This is a genomic window from Marinobacter xestospongiae, from assembly GCF_023156385.1.
GTDB lineage: Bacteria > Pseudomonadota > Gammaproteobacteria > Pseudomonadales > Oleiphilaceae > Marinobacter > Marinobacter xestospongiae.
The window spans coordinates 36,862-59,703 of record NZ_JAKZAK010000023.1 but is presented as its reverse complement, the minus strand read 5'-3'; the positions used below and the strand labels follow the sequence as shown (position 1 = coordinate 59,703).

Here is a 22,842-nt window from a genome sequence, read left to right as displayed (position 1 = left end):
GAAACACTGCATTCATACGGTCGTTTGAATGCAGCGGTTTGCTGCGGAAGGGAGAATCCGGAGAAAATTTCGCAATTTCGGCAATAAGGCCGGGTTGTGGAAGGCTGGATTGAGGATTGCAAACTGGACGCTGTTACCGCATTCGCCATAGACTGCGACGGCACCTCGTTGATAGCAGCCAAGGACCTCACGCTATGCCGTATGACAACGACAACATCTTTGCCAAGATCCTCCGGGGCGAGCTGCCCTGCATCAAGCTCTATGAAGATGACCACACCCTGTCTTTCATGGACATCATGCCCCAGGCAGACGGCCATGCCCTGATCATCTCCAAGGAACCGGCGGAAACCCTTCACGACCTGTCACCGGAAGGCGCCGCCGCCTGCATCCAGACCACCCAGAAGATCGCCAGGGCCATCGAAGCCGCCCTCGACGTGCCGGGTACGCTGATCATGCAACTCAATGGCGAAGGCGCCGGGCAGACGGTTCCCCACGTCCACTTCCACGTGGTTCCAACCTCCATTGGCCAGTTGCGGGCAACACCACACGCCACCAACCCCGCCCAGCAGGAAAGGCTGGAAGCACTGGCAGAGAAGATTCGTCCACACCTCGAAGGCGTTTAAGCCACAAACCATGGAATTCACGTTTCTCGGCACATCCGCCGGCACCCCGACCCGGTCCCGTAACGTGACCGGGCTCGCCCTTGCCCCCAACGGTCCCAAGCCCTGGTACCTGGTGGACTGCGGCGAAGGCACCCAGCACCAGCTACTGCGTACGCGCTACTCGGTCATGCAGTTGCGGGCGATCTTCATTACCCACATCCACGGTGACCACACCTTCGGACTGCCCGGGCTGCTTACCAGTGCCTCCATGCTGGGCCGTACCCAGGCGCTCGATATCATAGCCCCGCCGCAGGTCCAGCGGATGATCCAGGCGGTGATCGAGAACAGCGATTCCAGCCTCAGCTACCCCCTGAATTACCTGGATTCCGAGGCAGCGGATTTCCACTGGCAAGACGATCATGTCACGGTGACCAACGTGGCACTGTCCCACCGGGTGCCCTGTCGAGCCTATGTGTTCACCGAGCGGAAACTGGAACGGCAGCTGTTGCGGGACAAGCTGATCGAGGAGGGAATACCGGCCGGCCCGGACTGGGGCGAACTGCAGAAAGGCCATGACGTGCTGCTGGACGACGGTCGACTGATCCACAGTGACGACTACACCCAGGTGCCTCGGCAGGCCCGTCGGCTGATTGTCGCCGGTGACAATGATGACCCGAACCTGTTGGCAGCAGCCAGCAAGGATTGTCACGTGCTGGTTCACGAGGCCACCTACACCCAGGATGTTGCGGATCGGGTCGGCCCCTGGCCACAGCACAGCTCCGCGGAACAGGTGGCCCGGTTTGCCGAGCAGGCCCAGTTACCCAACCTGGTCCTTACTCACTTCAGCTCCCGTTACCAATCCGGCCCCGGCGGCGCGCCACACATCAACCAGTTGGCCGCCGAGGCCATGCAGCACTTCAACGGTCAGCTGTTCCTGGCTCGTGACTTCGAGACCTACTGCTTGAACAAGGATCTGACACTGACCCGACAGGATGACGCTGCCGGCCAGAACCCCAGGCCCCCGGAACCGTAACCACAGGTGAACCATGGCAACCATTCTTCCGTTCAAGAAACCTGAGAAAAAAACGCCTCGCAAGGGGTTGTGCCAGCACGGCTATCACAAGTGGGCGGTGTGTAAGGAAAAGCAGTTTGACGTCAAACAGGGCAAACTGGTGACGATCTACCGCTGTGAACGCTGTGGTACGCAGAAAGTAAAGGCCCACTGAGCAGGTGGCTAGCGCCTCGGGTCATAACCCTTCGAGATAGCTCAGTCCACCCAGTCTTGCCATCTGGCTACGAATCCAGACCACCCGCTCCTGCACGTAAGCCGACGGTGCGCCTGCATCCAGCACCTTGGGATTGGGCAGCACCGCAGCCAAGCGGGCAGCCTGGGCCTGCGAGAGCTGCCGCGCGGGCACTCCGAAGAACGCCTGACTGGCTGCTTCTACGCCGTATATGCCAGTGCCGAACTCGGCAATGTTGAGGTACACCTCCAGCACCCGCTTCTTTGGCCACAAGCCATCCAACCCCAAGGCCATCGCCGCCTCAAGCGCCTTTCTTACAAAGCTGCGACCATTCCAGAGGAACAGGTTCTTGGCAGTTTGCTGGGTAATAGTACTGGCGCCCCGCAGGCCTTCACCGGCCTGGTACTCCGCCAGGGCCTCGCGGATAGCCACGAAATCCACGCCCCAGTGATGAGGGAAACGCTGATCTTCACTGGCCACCACGGCCAGTGGCATCCAGGGTGAAATGTCAGAGAAAGTCACCCATTGCTGCTGCACCGACTGTCCGGGATGAGCCAGTTGATGACTCACCATGAAGGCGGAGGTGGGCGGATTCACGACCCGAAACAGCAGTATGACCAGGACCATAAACAGCACCAAAGCCATCCCGCCCAGGGTCACCCACTTCAGCAATCGGCCGGCGATAGAACGTCTTGCCATCACTTATGGCTCCAAGTACACCATCAGCGGCCGGAACCAGTCCCGCCTGAGCATCCACAGCAGCCAGATCAGGCCACACAGGTTGATCAGCGCCATCAACCAGAACACCAACAGAAACTTCAGTTTTCGGGTTTTATGCCGAAACAGCTGTTGGCCCAGCCAGCCACCCGGCCACCCGCCAATCAGCGCCAGCAGTTGCAGCCGTTTTTCAGGCACCCGCTGGCGGCCAAGACGAGCTGCCCGTTTGTCCCAGCCATAAAGCCCGAGCAACAGCAGACTTAGCCCAACATAAGCCAAGGCCACCCATTCGAGTGTCCAGGCTTCGGAAATGGCGATCACACGTCCATCAACCACCTGTTAACGTTTCCCCTAACCAGGCACGGATATCTGCCACCACGCTATCGACCTTGCTGTTACCCTGGGCATCCAGAAAGTGGTGATCCAACGTCGGATACACCCGATAATCGACGTTCGTACGGCCCGATTGACGCACCGCCGCCACCAGTTCATCGACTTTTGCCGGCGCTACCGAGCGGTCCTGACCGCCCTGCAGCAGCAACACTGGCGAGTTCACACCCCGCAGGACGTTCAGTTGGTCCAGAGAGAGCATCTGCTGCCACCAATCGAAACCGTGGCCACTCACATTCAACTCGACCGGTTCGCTGTTCCGCACAAAGGCTGCGAACCCCCGAAACTCCTGCAGGCTGCCCTCGGCGGCCTCCGCACTGTCATGCTCCGCAGCGATACTGTGCAATACGTCGTCAAGAAAGAAGCGACCACCACCATTGAAGGCAACCGTGGCGCTGAGAAAGCGCACGCGGGCGGACAATAGATTGGCGATCACCGCGCCTTCACTGCCGCCCAACACCACGTAATGATGATAGTTGCCCTGCTGGCGAACCGTCTCCAACACCAACTGCAGATCGTCCAGTCGCTGGCCGGGACTGTCATGCTGGACGTAATCGGCCGGGCAATCGGCGCGTTCCGGCTCCGCACTGTAGGCCAGGCTGTGGTCGATGCCGTACTTCTCGACCAGCAGCAGGTCTGCCTGAGGCCAGACATTCCGGTAGCCGGTAAGGATCGACTCGTTGTTCAGTACGCTGTTGCAGTCCGAGCCCTGCAGGACCAGCAACAGTACCTCGCTGGGCGCCTGAGAGGCCTTCTCCAGCAGGTAGTAGGTAACATGGGAGCCATCAGACCTTGGTGCCACCCTGACTTCGACAGACTCAGCCCCCGGCGCCGCGTAGGCAGCCGGGCCAAACAGCACACCAATCAGAAGCAGCAGAACCGCAACGGCACCACTCCCCCTACGACGCAACACTCCGGACTCCTGCCCTGTGCTTAACAGCATTCTTCCCTTCCTCTTGCAGACTCTGAACGCCAGCTCGCCCAACTTGTTGCGGGGAGCACTTGTGGCATCAGCCGGCATTACTGCATGGGGAATGCGGTTTGTCCAGTGTCGCAGAGGCAAGGGAGCCTCTGATCAACTCCGGATCACCTCTGGCCGTCAGAAGTTTTTGTAGGGCAAGAACTTCCCGGACAGCACGACGTTGACCCGATCCCCTTTTGGGTCCTCTTCACGCTGGACATCAAAAGAAAAGTCGATGGCGCTCATAATGCCATCGCCAAATTCTTCATGTATCAGTTCCTTGATCGTTGTGCCGAAAACACTGACAACCTCATACCAACGGTAGATCAGCGGGTCCGTCGGGATACCCGATGGCAATGAGCCCTTGTAGGGCGGAATCTGCAGCCAGGCGACGGCCTCATCCGGCAGCTCAAATATCCGTCCGACAGTTTCGGCCTGGGCCTTGTTGAAACTCATCTGCCCCAGACACGCTGCGGTGGTCCACTCTTTGGACATGCCGATTTCAGCGGCCACGTCTTTCCACTTGAGGCCCTTGGCCACCTTGGTGGCAACGATCCGTTGGGTCACGTCTTCCCGGTTATGAATCATGATCGGTTCCTCTTCCTTTCAGTTCGATTTTCACTGGTTGAGCAACAGCACCACCACAATGGCAAGCACCGCAGCCACGCCCTGCCAGAACCGCACCGGATGGCGTTCAATCAGTGGCGGTCGGGTCTTGTTGAGGTAGGCGCTGTTGGGTGAGCGCAGGTCATGGATAAATTCGGACAGTTCCTGATAGCGGCGATCCGGGTTGGGATGAACGGCTCTTCTGAGGGTTTCGTCGACCCATACCGGAATGGCGCGCTCATCATCCAGTACCGAGCGATAGCCCAACCGGCGTTGGTCAGCGGCGGTCCGGGTTCTGGCCACCTGGTTGCCGTAGGGGAAGCGGCCACTCAGCAGGTGATAGGCCAGCACACCCAATGAGTAGAGATCGGAACGGGTCGTGCCCACCTCACCCAGAAAGTATTCCGGCGCCATGTACAGGGCGGTGCCTGGCCGGTCGCTGCGACTGCTCATCGCAGAGGCCTCCGCGATACCGGCGACGCGGGCCGAGCCGAAGTCCAGGATCTTTACCGTGCCCCGGGTGTCGATCATCAGGTTCTCGGGACGGATATCCTGATGCAGTATCTCCATCCGGTGCAGGGAGTAGAGCCCTTTGGCAACCTGTTCCAGCAGGTTGCGAACCGTCTCCAGTTCCGGCTTCGGGTGGTCTTTCAGCCACTGGGCCAGTGTCTGACCCTCGACATACTCTGAGACGGTATAGAGGTAATTGCGCTCCCGACTGCGGGGGGCGGCTTTAACAACATGGCCACCGTTGATCCGACGGGCGATCCACTCTTCCATCAGCAGACGTTCCAGATAGCCGTCCTCATCCCGCAGATCCGTCGAAGGCAGCTTCAGCACCAACTGGCACCCGGAGACTTCATCCACCGCAAGATAAACATGGCTGCGACTGCTGGCGTGCAGCGCCCGCACAACGGTATAGCCATCCAGCGATTGCCCGGGTTCCAGCAGAGGCGGCAAAGGCAGACGATCGAGCTCCTGCTGCAGAGGCAGGGCCGGGTGCTTCGGGAACGCGTCAATCCGGATGATCTGGATGCTGAGGTTGTCGTCACTGCCGCGCGTCAGGGCCTCCCGGACCAGACACCGGGCGGCGTTGTCGAGATCCGCCTGCTGGCTTTGAATGCACGCAACCAGTTCTCCGGTCGGGATATGCTCATACACGCCGTCGGTCGCCAGAATGAACGTATCACCCACCTTCAGCGGCAGGGCCTGGTAATCGATCTCGACCAGTGCTTCGGCCCCCAGTGCCCGGCTCAGGCAGCTGCGGCCATGATCCATCCACAGGCGGTGGTCGTGGGTGAGCTGTTCCAGGCCGACCTCCCGCAGGCGATAAATCCGGGTATCCCCGACATGGACCAGGTGGGCGGTTGCGGCCTTCAACACCAACGCACTGAGGGTACAGACATACCCTTTGTGCCGTTCATAGCGGTACGGCCCTCTGCGATTCTGGCCATACAGCCAGGCATTGGTCGCGGCCAGCACTTTCTCCGCCGCGCTCCTGACACTCCAGGCCTCGGAGGTACAGAAATAGTCGTCCAGAAAGCTGGTGACCGCCGTTTCACTGGCAATCTGGCTGACGTCGCTGGAACTGACGCCATCAGCCATCGCAAACGCCAGGCCCTTGAGACTGAGCCTGGGCTCCGGAGGCAACCGGTAGCCAGCAAAGTCCTGATTGCAGGGCTTCTGGCCCCGGTCGGAGTACTGCCCCACAGAGACCCTGAGTCCAGGGGCCGTGAGCCCCTCACGGGGCCCGGCCACCTGCATCCCGGAGTCTGTTGCCATCGACATCAGGCGGCCGCGCGATCAATCGGCGCTACGGCGGCCTTACGTTTGGCGGTGCGGACGTGGGTGGTGTAGAGCGTCAGGCCGGTGAACGCCAGGCCGCCCACCAGGTTACCCAGCGCAGTGGGAATTTCGTTCCAGATCATGTAATCCATGACGGAGAACTCACCGCCCATGATCATCGCCGATGGGAACAGGAACATGTTCACCACCGAGTGCTCAAAGCCCATGAAGAAGAACAGCATGATCGGCATCCACATGGCGATCACCTTGCCAGCGACGTTGGTTGAGATCATCGCGCCAACCACCCCCATGGACACCATCCAGTTACACAGCATGCCCCGGATGAAAATGGTGGCCCAACCTGCCGCCCCATACTCGGCGTAGCCCAGGGTCCGATCCTCTCCCACACTGGCGATCTTGGCACCGACCGCACCCGGCTCGGTGTTGAAACCATAGGTGAACACAAAGGCCATCATGAAGGCGACCGTCAATGCACCCGCAAAGTTGCCGACGAACACCAGCCCCCAGTTTCTCAGAATCGCGCCGGGGGTAACGCCGGGGCGTCGGTCCAGCAGCGCCAGGGGTGTCAGCATGAACACTCCGGTCAGCAGATCAAAGCCCATCAGGTAAAGCATGCAGAACCCGACCGGAAACAGTATCGCCCCAATCAGGAACACCCCGGTCTGGACGGCCACGGTAACCGCGAATACTGCCGCCAGGGCCAGGATCGCGCCGGCCATATAGGCGCGGATCAGGGTGTCGCGGGTGGACATGTGAATCTTGGATTCACCGGCATCCACCATTTTGGTGACGAACTCGGAGGGAGCTAAGTAGGACATCCGTCTTTTCCTCTTTCTGAATTGGGGCCTCTCAACACGCACGCACCGGCTGAAAAAACCCTCTAACGGGTTCTGGGCACAAAAAAACGGCGCCTCCCCCACCCTGGAAACCAGGACAGAGAAGGCGCCGTTGCCTTGTGATGTTTCACCATAAAGCTTGAAAGCAGCTTTATGTCTTGTACTCCTCAGGTCTTCGGCAATAATTATGCCGCCTCCCAGAAAAAAGACATAAAGCCAACAAATACATAACGTTATATATAGATCACCGGCAGGGCGGTTTGCTTAGGCGGCGCTAAAGTGGGGAGGTCATCGCTGCGGATGAGCGATAGCAGTGCGTGGCCGATGATACTACGGCGTCAGGCACTGTCGTCGATTGCCAAGGCATCTATGGTTACACTGCCCATTCCCCTGACCGCTGACTCAACGACCCTGCGCCATGATCAACGCCTTCGCCGTATCGAACTATCGCAGCCTGAAAGAGGTTGTCTCACCGCTTGCCAACCTCAACATCGTCACCGGACCCAATGGTTGTGGCAAGTCCAATCTCTATAAAGCCCTGCGACTGCTGGCGGAGGCTGCAAAGGGCAACCTGATCTCATCCATTGCCCGGGAGGGCGGTCTCGATTACACCTTCTGGGCCGGGCCAGAGACGTTGACGTCGGATATGAGAAGCGGTCGGGCCCCCGTCCAGGGGACCGCAAAAAAGAAGCAAACCCGTCTCAGACTTGGATTCGCCGGTGAAGAGTTTGGTTATGCAATCTCGCTGGGCATGCCCTCGCCCCAGGGGTTTGCCGGCTATCAAGAACCGTCGATGTTCCAGTTCGATCCGGAAATCAAGCGCGAGTGCATCTGGGTAGGCGACGTCTGCCGGCCCAGCAGTTGCCTTATCGACCGGGTGGGACCGGTCGTGAAGGTGCGCTCCGGTCGTTCGTGGGAAGTCTACAACGCCCATATCAGCAGTCACGACAGCATACTGAATGAGATCAGCGACCCGGTGGCTGTACCCGAGGTCTACGCCGTGCGCCAAACCATCCGTAACTGGCGTTTCTATGACCAGTTCCGTACCGATCCCCAGTCCATCATCCGTACCCCTCAAATCGGCACACGCACACCGGTGTTGGACCACGATGGCCACAGTCTGGTAGCCGCGCTCCGGACCATCCACGAAATTGGCGACCGGGAGGCCCTGTACGACGCGATCGAAGACGCCTTCCCGGGCGCCACCATTGGCTTTGAGGCCGATGCCGGCAACCGCTTTGTACTGCAGTTTCTTCAGCACGGCCTGCTGCGACCACTGAATCAGGCGGAGCTGTCGGACGGCACTCTGCGTTACCTGTTGCTGGTGGCCGCTCTGCTGACCCCCCGGCCACCGTCCCTGCTGGTGCTGAATGAGCCGGAAACCAGTCTGCATCCCGACCTGCTCCCGGCGCTGGGGCGACTGATCATCCGCGCGGCCCGGGAAACCAAGGTCTGGGTGGTGTCACACGCACCACGCCTGGTAGCGACCCTGGAAGCAAACAACGACTGCAACTCCATCGCCCTTAATAAAGACCTCGGGGAAACCGTCATCGTGGATCAGGGCCTGCTGGATGCACCACCCTGGCATTGGGCCGATTGAGTCCCATCACCAGCAACGCCCTGAAACCCTGTCTTCCGGATCGCCGGCGGACGCTCAGAGAAGGCTCAAAACCCGGTGTTCGACAACACTTCCTGCAGATCGTCCTTCAGATCCTGTGGTCCGGTGATCCACAGTTCGCTGTCGGCACCGGGGAACACACCGACCTCAAGGCCGTCCTTGCTGAGTCCCGGTACCCATTTCCGGAAGAAGTCCGGTAGCGAAATGGCTTTGGGAGACAGATTGTCTGAGCCTTTGGCGTAGTCGCTGGCAAACGCCTCAGCCGGCCAGACCGGCAGGTAGGCCACGCCGTCCTCCTCCGCCACGATCTTCAGGAATTGGTGGTCGTCGTTGACCAGAATCCAGATCTCGCGTTCCTCGACGACCTGATCCAGAAAAAAGTCGTATCGCTCCTCGCCATCCATCGCCAGGATCTGTTCCAACGGGTTGTTACTCATGGTGGGTCTGCTTTGCTGCTGAGTGTGGTGGGGAGTCTAACGCAAAGGCCTTCCCGAGGCTTTAGTGCGCCGAACCCGCGGTCTTTCGTGCCAGGTAAACAGTGTTGTACGCCTCCCGGTTCTGGAACGGGTTGTAGAACGCAATCTCCTGCGCCTCCACGTCGGTGAACAGCGCTCGGAGAATGCCCATAAACGCCTCATCCGGCGGTTCGTTGGACCACAGACCAAAAATACCACCCGCTCGTAAATGGCTGGCCATCTTCTGCAGACTGTCGTGGGTATAGAAACTGGCGTTGGAATCGTTCAGCAGCGCCCGGGGTGAGTGATCAATGTCCAACAGGATGGCATCCAACTGGCTGCCAGGATGGTCGGGGTCAAAACCCGCCTGGGAGACAGCGAGGTCGAAGAAACTGCCATGAACATAGCGGCAACGCTTATCCCGGTTGAGCTCGGCCCCCAACGGTACCTTCTCCTGTTGGTGCCAGTGGATCACGGTGTCCAGCGCCTCCACCACCAGCAGCTCGCCAACCCGATCATTGCGTAGCGCTTCCACAGCGGTATACCCCAGCCCCAGACCGCCAACAACGACCTTCCACTGATCGCCATCGAGGGCCGCCAGGCCAAGGTTGGACAGCTCCTTCTCGGCTTCAACAAACAGACTGGACATCAGAAACTCATCCCCGAGTTTCACCTCATAGATGTCCCGATCTCCCAGGGCCGGAATGCGACGTCGTCGCAGGGAAATGTCACCCAGTCGGGAAGGCTGACAGTCGATTTCCTCAAACAGGAGACCCATGGAGAATCCTTGTGCGGTTGAATGAACCTCCATGGTACCGGATCAGCGCTGACGGGTCAGGATTAGGCCCCGTGACGGCCCTCCCCTTTTGCAAATCGCTCAGCACCCTTGATCGCTTCCTCAAACACCACCGGGTAGCCACCACGTCCTTCCTGACGCAGTGCATCTTCAAGTGCCAGATCCCACTGCCGGTAAGCGGATGCGCGGTCCGCCCTCAGGCACTGCTGTGGGAAATCGGCAATCTGTTCAGCAAGGGCTTCCGCCGCCTGCCTTGCCTGCCCTGCGGGAACTACCCGATTGGCCAGCCCCATCTGCAGAGCCTCATCAGCGTGCACCGGTCGGCCGGTGAGAATCATATCCAGGGCGCGAGACTGCCCAATGAGCCTCGGCAGCCGGACGGTGCCGCCATCGATCAACGGCACGCCCCAGCGACGACAGAACACACCGAAAACGGCCGTCTCCTCCACCACACGCAGATCACACATCAGGGACAACTCCAGGCCGCCGGCCACCGCGTAGCCGGAAACCGCCGCAATCACCGGCTTACTAAGCGTCATACGGGTTGGCCCCAGAGGCCCTGCTCCGCGCCCTTCGGCGTCCACCTCATTACGGGTTTCCGGGTCTGACATGGCGGTCAGGTCTGCCCCCGAACAGAAGGTGCCGTTTGCCCCCCACAGCACCGCGACCAGCAACTGGTCATCCGCCTCAAACTGCTCGAAGGCGGCGCGTAAGGCATTGGCCGTAGGCCGATCAATGGCGTTCCGCTTGGCGGGGCGATCCAGAATGATGGTACAGACGGGGCCCTGGATTTCGGACCTTACCGGGGAGGAAGGCATGTGGAGTCTCCTGATTTTATTACTGTTATGGAGACACTCTAGCAACAACTGAACGAGAGCAGCTACTGGACAGTGTGACGACGACCATTAACGACAACAGCAGAATCCGGCGAAGCTGTCCGGGTCTCTTTGATTCAGAGCATCTGGAACAGGTAAATGCCTGCGATAATCTTAGTGGCGAGTTTTGAATTACCTCGTCGAGTGCTTACCAACCAGCGCACTCTACAACGGCATACCCAGAATCGCCTTCATGCTCGGGCAATGTCGACACCGATTCGAAGCCGAGCTTCTGGGCATCGGGAAGATTCTCTGAGTGGATGGTATGGACGTGAATGCCGCCATCCACACCCCCACACTCAGTGGGGAACATCACGCCGGTGAGCCGGGCGCACTGCGATTCAATGACATCAATGCCCTTATTGATCATACGCTGGGCAGTGTCCTCGGCGGGAAGGCCGTCGCTTTCACACTGGACGGCACCATCATCAATGTAGACAAGCTCATAACTATCTCCGTGAACGAGTTCATTGTTGTCCTGGGAATCACTGCTCCCACCACAACCGGAAAGAATCACGAAGAACAGACACACACCTGAATATCGCATCGCAACCTCCGTTTTGGGATGCTTTGAAACAAGTAAACGCTCTCTGGTTATTCCAAAAGGACCGAAGATAATTCTCCCGGAACCCTGCCAAGCCATCGTAGCAGAGCCATGTAGAAATTACCGGAGCCGGATGCTGCCATGGATCACACCAGCCCCCTACTTCAGACATCCATACCTTCCAGATCGTGACACTTATCACCCCACAACTGTCAGTTCCCACCCTCGAGACCGGAGCGGGATGAAGCTACGCTGAATTCGAAGTGGCTACTCCGGAGAGAGTGGCAGTAACGTTAGCCGCTTCACCAACAGCCGCCAGAGGCTCAACAAAAACGGAGAGATAACATGATCGGATACGTAACCATTGGCGTCAGCGATATGGAAAAAGCCAAGGCTTTCTATTCAGACCTGCTGGACGACCTGGACGCCAGAGTGTTGCTGGACATGGGCCGCATTGCCTTTATCGGTCAGAGCATGTCCGCACCGATGCTGGCCGTATGCACTCCCTACGACAACGAACAGAACCATCCCGGCAACGGCAATATGGTGGCCCTGCAGCCTGGCTCCAAAGAGGCGGTGGACAACCTGTACCAGAAGGCCATCAAACTGGGAGCCAACTGCGAGGGCGAGCCCGGCCAGCGCCTGCCGGACAAGTTCTACGGCGCCTATGTCCGCGATCCGGACGGCAACAAGCTGGCGTTCTTCCACTTCGGGTAACCATCAACCTCCAGGCCTACGTCAATGCCCGAATCCAGCCGCCTACACACATTGATGGCAACCTTGCCGCAACAGGGCAGGGTCGAGTGGATTGGCGTCCGCCCTGCCCGCGGTCTGGCCATGAACGTGCTCACACGGGTAACCGTCTGCCCGGGTAAGGGTCTGGAGGGTGATCGATTCCGGGGCCGTACAGCCAGTAAACGCCAGGTCACCCTGATCCAGCAGGAACACCTGGCGGTGATTGCCGCCTGCCTTCAAAGCGGGCCGCTGGAACCGGCGCTCTTCCGACGCAACCTTGTGGTCTCCGGCCTCAACCTTCTGGCCCTGAAAGGCAAACAGTTTCGCATTGGTGATGCGCTGCTGGAATACACCGGCCTGTGTCACCCCTGCAGCAAGATGGAGACCATCCTTGGACCTGGCGGCTACAACGCCATGCGTGGACATGGTGGCATCACAGCGCGCGTGCTTGAGTCTGGGAATCTGGCGCTGGGCGATTGGGTACACTCAGTAGATTGGGTACAGTCAGGAGACTGAACGAACCGTTACCCGGACAACACAGCCTCACCAATCACCCCAAGCAGAAAACCGGCCAATGCACCCAGCGGGGGCGCCCAATGGCGCTTGAGGCTGGCCTGGGGCGCGATATCCTGAAAAATGATGTAAAGGATACCGCCGGCAGCGAACAGCATGATGCCAGACACCACTTGCGGCGAGTCTGACAGCAGGAAATAACCAACAGCGCCGGCTACAGGGCCCAGTAACGCCATCGCGCCAAACCCACCGATCACCTGAAGCCGACGATAACCAGTGGCCTGCGCCAGCTCCCGATAGGAATTAAAGCCTTCCGGCACGTTCTGCAGCGCAATGATACAGGCCAGCAGCACACCGCCCTCACTGCTGATGGAGAACGTTGCCCCCAGCGCCAAAGCCTCGGGCACGAAATCGGAAAGCATTGCCACAAGCTGGCTTGCGGGGGTGCCGTTGGCAGCCAGCCAGCGATCCAAAAACATGAATGTGATACCGCCAGCCGCAAAGCAAGCAACAATTGCGGCAACCGGCAGATTACTCGTGCCTTCGGGCACCAGCACCAGCGCAACCGCGGCCAGCAACGCGCCACCGCCGAACGCGATCACACTGTGACGAACTTCGGTTTCCAGCCAGCGGGGACGAATCCGCTCTACCGAGGCGATGGCAGCGCCAAGAGGCATCGCCAGTCCGGCCATAAGCGTCAATAAAAGAATCTGCAACAGACCATTGGTTTCGAGTGCCTGAATCATACCCACACGTACCTTCTCTCCCGAATCGACTCCAATTATTGCTACGATGCTAACGCAATGCGATCAAGGAGACCCCATGTCCTACCAGTTTGAAGACCTCAAGAAGAGCTGCCCCACCGAGTGGCGTGACTACATCGAACACAGCTTTGTGCAACAGCTCGGGGATGCCACGCTGGCCACCGAAGCGTTCCAGCATTACCTCAAACAGGACTACCTGTTCCTGATCCAGTTCGCCCGGGCCTTCGCACTGGCCGCCTACAAGAGCCCGACGCTGGCTGACCTCAAACAGGCCAAAGAAGGCCTGGAAGCGATTGTGGACACCGAACTCGACCTGCACATCAGCTATTGCGACGAGTGGGGAATATCAGAGGCTGAGTTGGCTGAGCTGCCAGAAGCCCGTGCCACGCTGGCTTACACCCGCTACGTGCTCGACACCGGCAACCGCGGCGATCTGCTGGATCTGCATGTGGCCCTGTCGCCGTGCATGGTTGGCTATGGCGAGATCGCCAACTGGCTGAACAGCCGAAGCACCACCATCAGAGGCGACCGCAACCCTTACGACGCCTGGATGGCAATGTATGAAAGCGACGATTTCCAGGAGGCCATGCAGGCCGAAGTTGAGTGGCTGAACGAACGCCTGGCGGAAGTCTCCCCGGCCCGGTTCGAACAACTGACCCGAATCTTCCGCGACGCGACCCGACTGGAAATCGACTTCTGGAACATGGGGCTGAACCTGAGCGATTAAACACGGAACCACGCCAGTGTCAGGCCCTCCCTGGCACTGGTACCAAATACGCTCATTCCGTTGGTCTTGTCTGCCGCTGCGCGAATCTGGCACTTCCGTTCAGCTTGCAGGCTGAATGTTCTGGTTATGGTGAAAGACATTCTCCGGATCATAACGAGCCTTCAGGCGAGCCAGCCGATCGTAGTTCTCCTGCCCAAAACTGGCGATAATCCGCTCCTCGCCTTCATCACCGATAAAGTTCAGGTAGACAGACTCCGTCGCCCAGGGCTTGAGATCTGTCCGAATGTCATGAGCCCATTGGATGGCCTGCTCATCATCTGCCGGGTTTTCCCATAGCCCAAACGGATGTACCACCCAAGGCGCGTGACGCCAAGGCAATGGGTATTCGTCCCCACCCGTCACAACAGCGCCGCCCAACGGCAAGATGATGTGCTGTGACGGAGACGGTACCACCATGTCTCGCGCCCGGGCACAGAATCGGGCCACGGCTTCATCAGGAAAGGCATTGAGGTGTTCTGCAGACCAGTAATTCCTGTAGCCGGGAGGGTCATCCAACATACACTGGAAATCCGCATATGGCATGTCAGCAATCATTTCTCCCTGATGCCCCAGTGCCAGCATGGGTGCAATAACCTCCCGGGCTTCTGACTGGTTGCCGGCATAAACCAGCAGGACCGCATAAGCCAACCTGCCAACAAGTGCCCGCGGAACAAAATCCTCCGCCGGCCCGGTGAGAAACAGAGAACCTCCACCAATCTCTTCTGGCGCCTGCTCCATGAAATCACGATAGGCACTCAGGATGTCAGGTGCGGCTGCTGGCGGCCACAGCAATAATGCCGCGGTAACAACAGGTAAGGAGTGGGTTCGTAGCGTGAAAGAGGTTGCCACCCCGAAGTTGCCACCACCACCGTGAAGTCCCCAGAACAACTCCGGATTTTCATCATCGCTGGCATGGACCAGATTGCCATCCGCCGTCACCAGGTCTACAGCAACCAGGTTGTCACAGGCAAAACCGTACTTACGCTCCAACCAACCGCTGCCACCACCCAGAATGAAACCGCCAACGCCAGTAGTGGACACTCGCCCACCGGTTGTCATCAGGTTAAAGGGCTGGGTGCCACGGTCGAGCTGGCTCATTGTTGCACCACCGCCGACCTTCACAGTCCCGGCATCGGCGTTAACAGTCACGCTGTTTATGGCCTGCATATCGATCACGAGACCATCATCCACCAACGACTTGCCCGCAACACTGTGGCCTCCCCCACGTACTGCGATCTCCAGCCCCTGGTCACGACCAAAACGGATCGCGCTGACCACATCATCGACGTCAGCACACTGGGCAATAACACAGGGCCGGCGATCAATCATGTAGTTATAGATGGAACGAGCTTCATTATATCCGGGGGTATCCGGCGTAATGAGCTGACCCGAGAACTGCTTCCCGAGCGCCTCAAGGTGGGACGGATTCAATTGACCGTTCATGTGCTTCCCCCTCTTACGAAGAATCGATCGCGGAAGAGCCATGAGGTACGTATTCGCACACCCGATTTAAAAGTCCGACATCGGATACCGTAAGCTTAATACACGGACAACAATCTGTCGCTTAACCGGACACACCACGACACCAAGCGGCACTCATTTCGCCACATGCCCCACATAGGCGGCAGTGAAGGCGGTTTCCTGAAACGCCTTCAAGCCGGTATCTGCAAAGGGTACCGGCAGCGGCTTGGCCGACAAGGTCGATTTGATCAACGCCGAAGGCAGCAGGCGGACCTCAAACTCCACTCCGTCGATCAGCTGAATGGCCGCTTCCATCTTGAAACTGACAGCACCGCCGGCAAACTTGCCCTTGGGCATCCGCTCCTTGATTACCACACGGCTCACCCCTTTTTCAGTCATCAGCTCCGCAAACGAACGCTGAAACTGCATCAGGTCTTCCCGTGTGTGGTTCTTGGGCAACGACAGTTTGCGCACCTTGCAATCAGGCAGACTGAACTGCCCCCGGTCCAGATGCAGGAAGCACAGCACCGCGTCGCTGCCCGTCAGTTCAACACCACAAATCATCATCCGATCTTCCTCATTACCTACGAGACCAAGCGCCATGTCAGCCATAACACTTCATAATCCGGAGCCACCCAGTGAATCTTAGCCACCCTGGATGCATGTTCCGGGTCAAATAATACGGGCGATTCAGCGCTGCCTCTTGGAGGAGTCCATGTCAAAATGAACGTGAACTTTGCTGGCAACACACATCCCCAGCCAGGAAACAATCCCACCAAGTGCTCCATAGAGGTGAGACATAGACACAACCTGTCCGCCAATGATCCCTTCAACTGGCGATGGAAACTCACCGATGACTTCCGTGCCAACCTTGAGGGTTACGATGGCCAGTATCCCGAAGGCAAACCTGGGATCACTCCACACCAGTAACAGAGCGCCGGCGACGAGAATACCATGAAGCAATCCAGACAGACCGACATACCAAGCCAGGTCAGCCTCAGTCATCCACAGCCCCCCGGTGACACAGACAGAACACATAACGACAACGATGAGCCAGTTTGTAACCGAGAGCACTCTGCCAACCAGGTACCAAACCAATACAAGCCCCACCAGATTCAACATCAGGTGTTCCCACCCCAAATGCACAAAGTTGGCGGAAAAAAGACGCCAGATCTCGCCGTTAAGCACAGCATGGCGCTCATAACGTAAAACGTCTTCCAAACCAAACGCCCACAGCGCGATCGTAAGCACAAACAATAAAGCTGGGGGAACCAACTCCCCGTTTCCTGGGAAGTGAATACAACGAAAAATCACAAAGTTCTCCTGCTCGGGTGCTGATATAAAAGAAGATTGGATCGGCTTTCTGTCCACATTAAATACAGTGCCTTGCATGTTAAGTTACTGCCGGGTAATCTTCTGACGGATTCAACCACCCAAGTCGCTCGAAATGTTTAGGAGCGGATGCAAAGCCGTCCCAAACCAAACCCTTTGAGTATCGCGGCAAGCAGGTCTGTACGTGAAGGAAGCAATCGACAAGGAGCAATTTTATGTCCGGTTCTAACATCCCAATGGAAAAATCATCGAGGTATCGCGCCAACCTCTTGTGTGTCTTAGGTATGGCCGCGTTTTCAGCTATGCCAGCAGCCGCTGAACCATTTAAGGAAATGCAGTGGATTCAGGATGGCGTAAACGGCATTGATACCATGCGCTGCAGCCAAAACAGCGCAACCAGCCCAGATCTGCGTTTTGTGTACTCTATTGCCTATTGCGATAATGCGCTCAACGTCTTTTCCCGTGATATCGAGACAGGCTCCCTGAATTTGGTCGATTCCCTGATTGCCAATAAGGAAACCGGCGTAGGCCTCCGCCCCGAGGACGAGGTTATTATGTCCCCGGACGGAAAGTATGTATACGTGATGGGTATGACAGGAAAGCCAGGCGATTCGTCAAACAATTTTCGTAGTGCCCTGTTCGTTTACGAGCGTGATCTCGACACAGGCTACCTGACGGAGCGCCAGATCTATGACGGCCAGGGCCTGACTTCTCCAGTACATGCTCAGATATCCCAAGATGGTCAGTACATATACGTTGCAAGCAACCAGACAAAGTCTGTCGCCGTGTTGAAGCGAACAGCCAATGGCCTGCTGTCAGAAGTGCAGTTCAACAATGAACTCACCGCAGAAGAACGATACTTCGATGTCCCGGCAATGGCCCTTTCGCCTGACGAGAATCAACTGTTTGTTAGCGTTGGCTCTGACCATTTTGGCGCAATTGTAACGATGTCACGGGACGCAACAACCGGCAAACTAACCTACGTTGGAGAGGTGTCGTCCAAAACAGCTGGCACAACCGACCTGAGAAGAATCGATGAACTCGCGGTCAGTAACGATGGCGACTACCTGTATGCCTTCAACGACAGCACTCTCAGCAGCGATGGCACCGAACTTTGGCAGTTTGATGTTCTTGACGATGGCTCACTGTCGTTCGTGGATACGGCGACTATCCCCGACAACCATCCGGATGAGAAGTTTTTTTGCCCCACGAGCCTGAACATCAGTTCCAACGACCACCTGTTGTATTTTGTGGACCACTGTGGAGGTACCTTCCAGCTCTGGAATACTTCTGACGTAGACGGCAGCCTGACATTCCTTGCTGCTGAAGAGGAAGATAACCGAAGAACGCTCTCCCAGGTGCCCACGATTGAAATCACACCAGATGAGCGCTTCGCCCATGTACCTTCGCCGTATGGATTGTCAGTCTTCGAGCTCTCCGCCGATACGGACCTGACGCTATCTGCAGCAAGTACTGCGACTCCCTCGGAAGAGTTCGCCGTTGACCTTGATCTGATTAACCTGGGCGGAGCCTCTGCCCACGGCGTTGAGGTTCACGTTCAGACCGGCGAGTCTCTGACGTTCGTGAGCGCTGACCCGTTCAGCAATACGACCACATGCACCGCAGTAGCGCAGGGAGTCACCTGTAACGTAGGTCGACTGCAGAATGGCGAAGCCGAAGAAATCCGATTGACGTTGCGCGCTCCAGAAGAGGCCGGCGAGGTGACTCTGGCGGCTTTGGTTACCCAGTTCGAAATCGACCCCGACGAGAGCAACAACGAGAACGCCATAGCCATAGAGGTTGGCGGAACACCCGCTGACAACTCGGGCGATAACGATAATGGTAACACTGATGACAGCGATGGCGGCGGCGGTAGCTCCGGCCTTGGGTTCCTGGCAATGCTGACAGCACTGGCATGCCTGCGCCGGCCACGACAGGTTCGATCACGTACCTGAGCCCTAACCATCCACGCCACCCGACAGGAGGAGTTCGTCACATAGTGTGGCGAACTCCTCCTTACGAGCGGTCACACTTCTGGCCAAGTTGTCAGTTTCCCTCCTCGCAGGGGCCCGCTACCTCCCCATCTCGGTATTCACCATTCCCCATCGGCCAACTTTGTTTTGGTCACCATGACCAACGGCAGTCCCTATTCCTGCTCCGACGGTGTAACCTCTCCGCTCCCCCTAAACGTCCGATGTATCATGCAGCCATGAGTACTGTCCCTCCCGCCGAGCATACAATCTCCGAAGCCGAAATAGCACAGGCCATCCGTACGGGCACTGAGCGCTACTTTGCCGACTGTCGAGCGCGGGTACCGGCGTTCATTGATCACCACTTCCATTACCCGGGAGCCGTCGCCACCAACCGGATGGCGTGGGGCTGGGACATGTTGCGGGCGCCGCTCAACCTGTTGTGGGCGCCCGTGTACGCCATCGCCAGTCTGGTGAAACTCCTGACCCGCCAGCGTGCCAGTCTGCGATGGCTGCATACGATGGCCGGCCAGGTGCCGGCAGGGTTTACCACCCGGGTCCAAACGCACGTCTCGATGCTGATCCAGCAGGAGCTGCTTGCTCTGGGCGAGCCAGGTCAAAGACTGGAAGACTACCTGATCGATGCTCTTGAAGCCGTCTACACACGCCATAGCCACGAGCCCGTCGATCACCAACAATTCTGCCGCTTGATGGCGCCGCTGATCACCGACGCCCTTCACCAATACCGGGTGACCCGGACAGCGTCGGCGGACATCACCAACAGCCTTTCCTGTACTGTGCTGGGGGCCTTTGCGTTCCAGAAGTTTACCCCTGGTGGTATCGGTCTCGGGGTGGTGGTCGCCGCCATGGTCGCAAAATTCCTGGCGGCCAGAGATTTTTTTCTCGGAGAAACAATCGGCCACTGGTACTACAGCGTATTCCCTCCGGAGCCGTCACTGGCCACAACCGCTGCCGTGATGGTCGCCGTGATGACCGCGCTGGCAGCGTTTGCCGCCCTGTCCGGCGTGATCTCTGATCCGGTACAGGCGGCGATCGGTTTACACCGGCGGCGCCTGCTCAAGTTGCTGGACCACCTGGAGCGCGACCTGGCGCTCAGCACCCAAAGCAGTTTTCGCCCCAAAGACCAGTACCTGGCGAGAATTCTGGACACCTTTGACATGATCAAATCGGGTTTGATCTAGGGAGCTTTACATGATTACCGTTCACCACCTCAACAATTCCCGCTCGCAGCGCATTCTCTGGATGCTGGAAGAACTGGGCGTGCCGTATGAGATAAAGCGCTACCAGCGTGATCCCAAGACCATGCTGGCGCCCGACAGCCTCAAGAAGATTCATCCGCTGGGGAAATCGCCGGTGATCACCGATGGCGACCTGGTGGTAGCCGAGTCCGGCGCCATCATCGAATACCTGGCCCATACCTATGGAAAGGACACCCTGCTGCCACAAGCCGGAGGCCAACAATGGCTGGATTACACCTACTGGCTGCATTACGCCGAAGGTTCCCTGATGCCTCCGCTGGTGATGCGCCTGGTGTTTGAAAAGGTGAAAACCAGTCCGATGCCGTTCTTTATCAAGCCTGTGGCCAAGGGTATTTCAGACAAGACCAACGCCATCTTTATTGGCCCAATGATCAAGACCCACCTGGACTTTGTGGAGGCCCACCTCGCGAAGAACACCTGGTTTCTGGGTGACAACCTCAGCGCGGCTGACATCCAGATGAGCTTTCCACTGGAAGCGTCGGTGGCCCAGGGTATCGTCGGTCAGCATCGCCCCCATATCATCGCCTGGGTCGAACAGGTACACGCGCGCCCCGCCTACCAGCGAGCACTGGAACAGGGCGGTGAGTACGACTTCGCCTGATCCGGTCAGCCGCAGCATCCCAATGTCCCGCTCGGTCCATTCGATGACCCGGACCCGCTGCGTCGCTCTGGGGCTCCTGGCCAAAGCGCCACCTCAAGCGCTGACAACACCGGCCAAGAGTCCCAAAACGGCGCCGCTGGTTACCACGGTCCGACCACGTACCCCAGTTGCTCAGGCAACCACAACGCAATGCCCGGCATCAGCATGACCAGCGCCAGGCTGACGGCCATGGCGGCAATAAACACCAGCGCCCAGCCAATGGTGTGCTCCAGGCGGATGTTGGCGATCCGCGTCGTCACCATCAGGTTAACCGCAACCGGTGGTGTGAACTGGCCAATGGCAATGTTCATGGCCAGCAGGATACCAAACCAGATCGGGTTCCAACCGAAGTGGTTCATCAACGGCAGCACGATCGGGATCAGGATCAGGTAGATCGAAATGGCATCCAGCAGCATGCCAGCCAGTAGCACCAGCACCATCACCAGCCCAAGCAGCACCCAGCCGTTCTCAGACAGTGACAGCAACCCATCGGCCAGATGCTCGAAGGTACCCAGGGTGGTTCCCGCCCAGGCGAAGATACCGGCCAGTGCGATGATGAACATCACCACCCCAGAGGTGACGGCGGCCTCTGTCATCAGGTTCCAGAGGTCCTTGAGGCCCAGGTTGCGATACAGCAGACAACCCACAAGCACGCCGTAAGTGACCGCAACCACCGCCGCCTCGGTGGGTGTGAACAGCCCCGAACGCAGGCCACCCAGGATAATCACCGGCGCAAACAGCGCGGGCAGTGCCGCCTTGAAGCTGGGCCACAGCGGTGGGCGTTCGACCGTATCCGGGTCTTCCCAGCGATACTTTCTGGCAAAGTACAGTGCCGGTGCCAACAGCGACACACCCGCCAGGATGCCGGGGAACAACCCCGCCGCAAACAGCGCACGCAGATCCACACCGGGCACCACAATGGAATACAGAATCAGGGCAATGGACGGTGGAATCAGAATCGCCGTGGACGATGACGCCGCTATCAGCGATGCGGAGAACGGCTGGGGATAGCCGGCCTTACGCATGCTTGGCAGCATCACCATCGCCACCGCCGCCGCATCGGCAGGGCCAGAACCGCTCATCCCCCCCATAATCAGACAGACCAGCACGGCCACCACCGTCAGACCGCCGTGTCGGGGACCAATAATGGCCTGGGCAAAGCGGACCAGGCTGGCCGCCACCCCCGCCCGCTCGAAGATCAGGCCGGTGAGAATAAACAGCGGAATCGCAATCAGCGGATACTTCGCCACGCTGTTGTAGGTATTGGTACCGAACGTCCCCAACATCGCTGGCGGCAGCCCGGCGATAATACCGACCACGCCGCCAACGCCCAACGCCACAGCCACCGGCACGCCCAACAGCAATGCCAGCAGGAAGCTGCCAATCATCAACAGATCAGGACTCATGAACCACCTCCGGCGCTTCCCGACCCCGCAGACGATCAATTAGGCTCTGGGTCATCCGGATCATGATGGCCACCGACAACAGCGGCAGCCAGACCACATAGATCCAGTTGGGCAGGCCCAGCCCAGGCGACAGCGACTCCCACTGGTATTCCTGCAGGGCGAAGGTGCTGCCGTACCAGGTCATGATCCCCAGGACCACCAGGCCGGCGAGCCATTGCAGCACGTAGACCACTTTACGTGCCCACAATGGCAGGTAGTGCTCAATCAGCTCGATGCGGATGTGCTGATTGTGACGCGCGGCAACCGCCGCACCCGCAAAGGTCAGCACAACCAGACAGAACACCGAGAACTCTTCGGTAAAGGCAAACGACGCATCCGTTGCGTAGCGAACGATCACATTGCCCAGGCTGATTCCACAGATTGCGACCAGGGCAAGGGTGGCCAGCCAGGCATCAGGACGGAACTTGGGGGGACGGGACGACATGGAGACTCCGGGTCAGGAAGAACGCCCGCCAGTAGCGGCGG

At 58.5% G+C, this 22,842-nt stretch carries 26 protein-coding genes; 10 read left to right on the top strand and 16 right to left on the bottom strand.

Annotated elements, in window-relative coordinates:
* Positions 1–194 precede the first annotated feature (194 nt).
* Genes MLD24_RS16440 through MLD24_RS16430 form a run of 3 tightly spaced genes read left to right on the top strand, consistent with a single transcriptional unit; the run spans position 195 to position 1,828 of the window.
* Positions 195–623 (top strand): HIT family protein, encoded by a 429-nt coding sequence (locus MLD24_RS16440; protein WP_248168074.1) that lies wholly within the window; start codon positions 195–197, stop codon positions 621–623.
* A gap of 10 nt (positions 624–633) precedes the next feature.
* A complete protein-coding gene (locus MLD24_RS16435; RefSeq protein WP_248168072.1) occupies positions 634–1,635 on the top strand; it encodes a ribonuclease Z in 1,002 nt (333 codons plus the stop codon).
* Positions 1,636–1,648: 13 nt separating this feature from the next.
* Positions 1,649–1,828 (top strand): hypothetical protein, encoded by a 180-nt coding sequence (locus MLD24_RS16430; protein WP_248168070.1) that lies wholly within the window; start codon positions 1,649–1,651, stop codon positions 1,826–1,828.
* A gap of 21 nt (positions 1,829–1,849) precedes the next feature.
* On the opposite strand, the gene mtgA is transcribed toward MLD24_RS16430, so the two are convergent.
* The 6 genes from mtgA to MLD24_RS16400 form a co-directional block, all read right to left on the bottom strand.
* Complete coding sequence (gene mtgA / locus MLD24_RS16425) at positions 1,850–2,545, bottom strand: monofunctional biosynthetic peptidoglycan transglycosylase (protein WP_425562347.1); 696 nt, start codon at positions 2,543–2,545, stop codon at positions 1,850–1,852.
* Between the two features lie 3 nt (positions 2,546–2,548).
* Positions 2,549–2,899, bottom strand: coding sequence for a DUF1294 domain-containing protein (locus tag MLD24_RS16420; RefSeq protein ID WP_248168067.1), 351 nt, complete (start codon positions 2,897–2,899; stop codon positions 2,549–2,551).
* Positions 2,892–3,896 carry an alpha/beta hydrolase family protein gene (locus MLD24_RS16415; protein WP_248168065.1) on the bottom strand — a complete coding sequence of 335 codons (1,005 nt, stop codon included), beginning with the start codon at positions 3,894–3,896 and terminating at the stop codon, positions 2,892–2,894. The genes MLD24_RS16420 and MLD24_RS16415 overlap by 8 nt, the downstream gene beginning before the upstream one ends.
* 156 nt (positions 3,897–4,052) lie before the next feature.
* Positions 4,053–4,502, bottom strand: a complete 450-nt coding sequence (gene cynS / locus MLD24_RS16410) for a cyanase (RefSeq protein WP_248168063.1) — start codon at positions 4,500–4,502, stop codon at positions 4,053–4,055.
* Positions 4,503–4,532: 30 nt separating this feature from the next.
* Entirely contained in the window at positions 4,533–6,284 is a 1,752-nt protein-coding gene (locus tag MLD24_RS16405; RefSeq protein ID WP_248168128.1) for a bifunctional protein-serine/threonine kinase/phosphatase, read from the bottom strand.
* A 23-nt stretch (positions 6,285–6,307) separates the two neighbouring features.
* The gene (locus MLD24_RS16400) at positions 6,308–7,144 is read right to left on the bottom strand and encodes a formate/nitrite transporter family protein (protein ID WP_227174683.1); all 837 of its coding nucleotides are present in this window, start codon (positions 7,142–7,144) and stop codon (positions 6,308–6,310) included.
* Positions 7,145–7,580: 436 nt separating this feature from the next.
* On the opposite strand from MLD24_RS16400, the gene MLD24_RS16395 reads away from it, so the two are divergent.
* Positions 7,581–8,762: an AAA family ATPase gene (locus tag MLD24_RS16395; RefSeq protein WP_248168061.1), complete on the top strand. Its 1,182-nt coding sequence runs from the start codon at positions 7,581–7,583 to the stop codon at positions 8,760–8,762.
* A 65-nt stretch (positions 8,763–8,827) separates the two neighbouring features.
* Here MLD24_RS16395 and MLD24_RS16390 read toward each other — a convergent pair whose 3' ends face one another.
* From MLD24_RS16390 to MLD24_RS16375, 4 genes are all read right to left on the bottom strand, one after another.
* Complete coding sequence (locus tag MLD24_RS16390; RefSeq protein ID WP_227174679.1) at positions 8,828–9,217, bottom strand: DUF2750 domain-containing protein; 390 nt, start codon at positions 9,215–9,217, stop codon at positions 8,828–8,830.
* A 61-nt stretch (positions 9,218–9,278) separates the two neighbouring features.
* Positions 9,279–10,013 (bottom strand): spermidine synthase, encoded by a 735-nt coding sequence (locus tag MLD24_RS16385; RefSeq protein WP_248168058.1) that lies wholly within the window; start codon positions 10,011–10,013, stop codon positions 9,279–9,281.
* A 62-nt stretch (positions 10,014–10,075) separates the two neighbouring features.
* The gene (locus MLD24_RS16380; protein ID WP_248168057.1) at positions 10,076–10,849 is read right to left on the bottom strand and encodes a crotonase/enoyl-CoA hydratase family protein; all 774 of its coding nucleotides are present in this window, start codon (positions 10,847–10,849) and stop codon (positions 10,076–10,078) included.
* Positions 10,850–11,054: 205 nt separating this feature from the next.
* A complete protein-coding gene (locus MLD24_RS16375) occupies positions 11,055–11,453 on the bottom strand; it encodes a hypothetical protein (RefSeq protein ID WP_248168055.1) in 399 nt (132 codons plus the stop codon).
* 342 nt (positions 11,454–11,795) lie between these two features.
* Here MLD24_RS16375 and MLD24_RS16370 point away from each other — a divergent pair, with 342 nt between their 5' ends.
* Together MLD24_RS16370 and MLD24_RS16365 are read left to right on the top strand one after the other, a co-directional pair.
* Positions 11,796–12,167, top strand: coding sequence for a VOC family protein (locus MLD24_RS16370; protein WP_248168053.1), 372 nt, complete (start codon positions 11,796–11,798; stop codon positions 12,165–12,167).
* A gap of 24 nt (positions 12,168–12,191) precedes the next feature.
* Complete coding sequence (locus tag MLD24_RS16365) at positions 12,192–12,701, top strand: MOSC domain-containing protein (RefSeq protein ID WP_248168052.1); 510 nt, start codon at positions 12,192–12,194, stop codon at positions 12,699–12,701.
* 8 nt (positions 12,702–12,709) lie between these two features.
* Here MLD24_RS16365 and MLD24_RS16360 read toward each other — a convergent pair whose 3' ends face one another.
* Entirely contained in the window at positions 12,710–13,444 is a 735-nt protein-coding gene (locus MLD24_RS16360) for a ZIP family metal transporter (RefSeq protein WP_248168050.1), read from the bottom strand.
* A 76-nt stretch (positions 13,445–13,520) separates the two neighbouring features.
* On the opposite strand from MLD24_RS16360, the gene tenA reads away from it, so the two are divergent.
* A complete protein-coding gene (tenA, locus tag MLD24_RS16355; RefSeq protein ID WP_248168048.1) occupies positions 13,521–14,189 on the top strand; it encodes a thiaminase II in 669 nt (222 codons plus the stop codon).
* Positions 14,190–14,288: 99 nt separating this feature from the next.
* On the opposite strand, the gene MLD24_RS16350 is transcribed toward tenA, so the two are convergent.
* From MLD24_RS16350 to rrtA, 3 genes are all read right to left on the bottom strand, one after another.
* Positions 14,289–15,671, bottom strand: coding sequence for an FAD-binding oxidoreductase (locus tag MLD24_RS16350; protein ID WP_248168046.1), 1,383 nt, complete (start codon positions 15,669–15,671; stop codon positions 14,289–14,291).
* Between the two features lie 153 nt (positions 15,672–15,824).
* Positions 15,825–16,256, bottom strand: a complete 432-nt coding sequence (locus MLD24_RS16345) for a DUF3010 family protein (RefSeq protein ID WP_248168044.1) — start codon at positions 16,254–16,256, stop codon at positions 15,825–15,827.
* Positions 16,257–16,379: 123 nt separating this feature from the next.
* Positions 16,380–17,081 (bottom strand): rhombosortase, encoded by a 702-nt coding sequence (gene rrtA, locus MLD24_RS16340; protein ID WP_248168042.1) that lies wholly within the window; start codon positions 17,079–17,081, stop codon positions 16,380–16,382.
* A gap of 155 nt (positions 17,082–17,236) precedes the next feature.
* Here rrtA and MLD24_RS16335 point away from each other — a divergent pair, with 155 nt between their 5' ends.
* From MLD24_RS16335 to MLD24_RS16325, 3 genes are all read left to right on the top strand, one after another.
* A complete protein-coding gene (locus tag MLD24_RS16335; protein WP_248168040.1) occupies positions 17,237–18,976 on the top strand; it encodes a beta-propeller fold lactonase family protein in 1,740 nt (579 codons plus the stop codon).
* A 254-nt stretch (positions 18,977–19,230) separates the two neighbouring features.
* Positions 19,231–20,193 carry a DUF6635 family protein gene (locus tag MLD24_RS16330; RefSeq protein ID WP_248168039.1) on the top strand — a complete coding sequence of 321 codons (963 nt, stop codon included), beginning with the start codon at positions 19,231–19,233 and terminating at the stop codon, positions 20,191–20,193.
* A 10-nt stretch (positions 20,194–20,203) separates the two neighbouring features.
* Entirely contained in the window at positions 20,204–20,872 is a 669-nt protein-coding gene (locus tag MLD24_RS16325) for a glutathione S-transferase family protein (RefSeq protein WP_248168037.1), read from the top strand.
* Positions 20,873–21,012: 140 nt separating this feature from the next.
* Here MLD24_RS16325 and MLD24_RS16320 read toward each other — a convergent pair whose 3' ends face one another.
* Positions 21,013–22,317 carry a TRAP transporter large permease gene (locus MLD24_RS16320; RefSeq protein ID WP_227174647.1) on the bottom strand — a complete coding sequence of 435 codons (1,305 nt, stop codon included), beginning with the start codon at positions 22,315–22,317 and terminating at the stop codon, positions 21,013–21,015.
* Positions 22,307–22,801: a TRAP transporter small permease gene (locus MLD24_RS16315; protein ID WP_227174645.1), complete on the bottom strand. Its 495-nt coding sequence runs from the start codon at positions 22,799–22,801 to the stop codon at positions 22,307–22,309. Before MLD24_RS16315 ends, MLD24_RS16320 begins: the two co-directional genes overlap by 11 nt.
* Positions 22,802–22,842: the final 41 nt, after the last annotated feature.

What these genes read in the sequence shown, in the direction of transcription:
- MLD24_RS16440 (WP_248168074.1), top strand. Translation starts at nt 195, where the DNA reads ATGCCGTATGACAACGACAACATCTTTGCCAAGATCCTCCGGGGCGAG.
- MLD24_RS16435 (WP_248168072.1), top strand. Translation starts at nt 634, where the DNA reads ATGGAATTCACGTTTCTCGGCACATCCGCCGGCACCCCGACCCGGTCC.
- MLD24_RS16430 (WP_248168070.1), top strand. Translation starts at nt 1,649, where the DNA reads ATGGCAACCATTCTTCCGTTCAAGAAACCTGAGAAAAAAACGCCTCGC.
- mtgA (WP_425562347.1), bottom strand. Translation starts at nt 2,545, where the DNA reads ATGGCAAGACGTTCTATCGCCGGCCGATTGCTGAAGTGGGTGACCCTG.
- MLD24_RS16415 (WP_248168065.1), bottom strand. Translation starts at nt 3,896, where the DNA reads ATGCTGTTAAGCACAGGGCAGGAGTCCGGAGTGTTGCGTCGTAGGGGG.
- cynS (WP_248168063.1), bottom strand. Translation starts at nt 4,502, where the DNA reads ATGATTCATAACCGGGAAGACGTGACCCAACGGATCGTTGCCACCAAG.
- MLD24_RS16405 (WP_248168128.1), bottom strand. Translation starts at nt 6,284, where the DNA reads ATGCAGGTGGCCGGGCCCCGTGAGGGGCTCACGGCCCCTGGACTCAGG.
- MLD24_RS16400 (WP_227174683.1), bottom strand. Translation starts at nt 7,144, where the DNA reads ATGTCCTACTTAGCTCCCTCCGAGTTCGTCACCAAAATGGTGGATGCC.
- MLD24_RS16395 (WP_248168061.1), top strand. Translation starts at nt 7,581, where the DNA reads ATGATCAACGCCTTCGCCGTATCGAACTATCGCAGCCTGAAAGAGGTT.
- MLD24_RS16390 (WP_227174679.1), bottom strand. Translation starts at nt 9,217, where the DNA reads ATGAGTAACAACCCGTTGGAACAGATCCTGGCGATGGATGGCGAGGAG.
- MLD24_RS16385 (WP_248168058.1), bottom strand. Translation starts at nt 10,013, where the DNA reads ATGGGTCTCCTGTTTGAGGAAATCGACTGTCAGCCTTCCCGACTGGGT.
- MLD24_RS16380 (WP_248168057.1), bottom strand. Translation starts at nt 10,849, where the DNA reads ATGCCTTCCTCCCCGGTAAGGTCCGAAATCCAGGGCCCCGTCTGTACC.
- MLD24_RS16375 (WP_248168055.1), bottom strand. Translation starts at nt 11,453, where the DNA reads ATGCGATATTCAGGTGTGTGTCTGTTCTTCGTGATTCTTTCCGGTTGT.
- MLD24_RS16370 (WP_248168053.1), top strand. Translation starts at nt 11,796, where the DNA reads ATGATCGGATACGTAACCATTGGCGTCAGCGATATGGAAAAAGCCAAG.
- MLD24_RS16365 (WP_248168052.1), top strand. Translation starts at nt 12,192, where the DNA reads ATGCCCGAATCCAGCCGCCTACACACATTGATGGCAACCTTGCCGCAA.
- MLD24_RS16360 (WP_248168050.1), bottom strand. Translation starts at nt 13,444, where the DNA reads ATGATTCAGGCACTCGAAACCAATGGTCTGTTGCAGATTCTTTTATTG.
- tenA (WP_248168048.1), top strand. Translation starts at nt 13,521, where the DNA reads ATGTCCTACCAGTTTGAAGACCTCAAGAAGAGCTGCCCCACCGAGTGG.
- MLD24_RS16350 (WP_248168046.1), bottom strand. Translation starts at nt 15,671, where the DNA reads ATGAACGGTCAATTGAATCCGTCCCACCTTGAGGCGCTCGGGAAGCAG.
- MLD24_RS16345 (WP_248168044.1), bottom strand. Translation starts at nt 16,256, where the DNA reads ATGATGATTTGTGGTGTTGAACTGACGGGCAGCGACGCGGTGCTGTGC.
- rrtA (WP_248168042.1), bottom strand. Translation starts at nt 17,081, where the DNA reads ATGCAAGGCACTGTATTTAATGTGGACAGAAAGCCGATCCAATCTTCT.
- MLD24_RS16335 (WP_248168040.1), top strand. Translation starts at nt 17,237, where the DNA reads ATGTCCGGTTCTAACATCCCAATGGAAAAATCATCGAGGTATCGCGCC.
- MLD24_RS16330 (WP_248168039.1), top strand. Translation starts at nt 19,231, where the DNA reads ATGAGTACTGTCCCTCCCGCCGAGCATACAATCTCCGAAGCCGAAATA.
- MLD24_RS16325 (WP_248168037.1), top strand. Translation starts at nt 20,204, where the DNA reads ATGATTACCGTTCACCACCTCAACAATTCCCGCTCGCAGCGCATTCTC.
- MLD24_RS16320 (WP_227174647.1), bottom strand. Translation starts at nt 22,317, where the DNA reads ATGAGTCCTGATCTGTTGATGATTGGCAGCTTCCTGCTGGCATTGCTG.
- MLD24_RS16315 (WP_227174645.1), bottom strand. Translation starts at nt 22,801, where the DNA reads ATGTCGTCCCGTCCCCCCAAGTTCCGTCCTGATGCCTGGCTGGCCACC.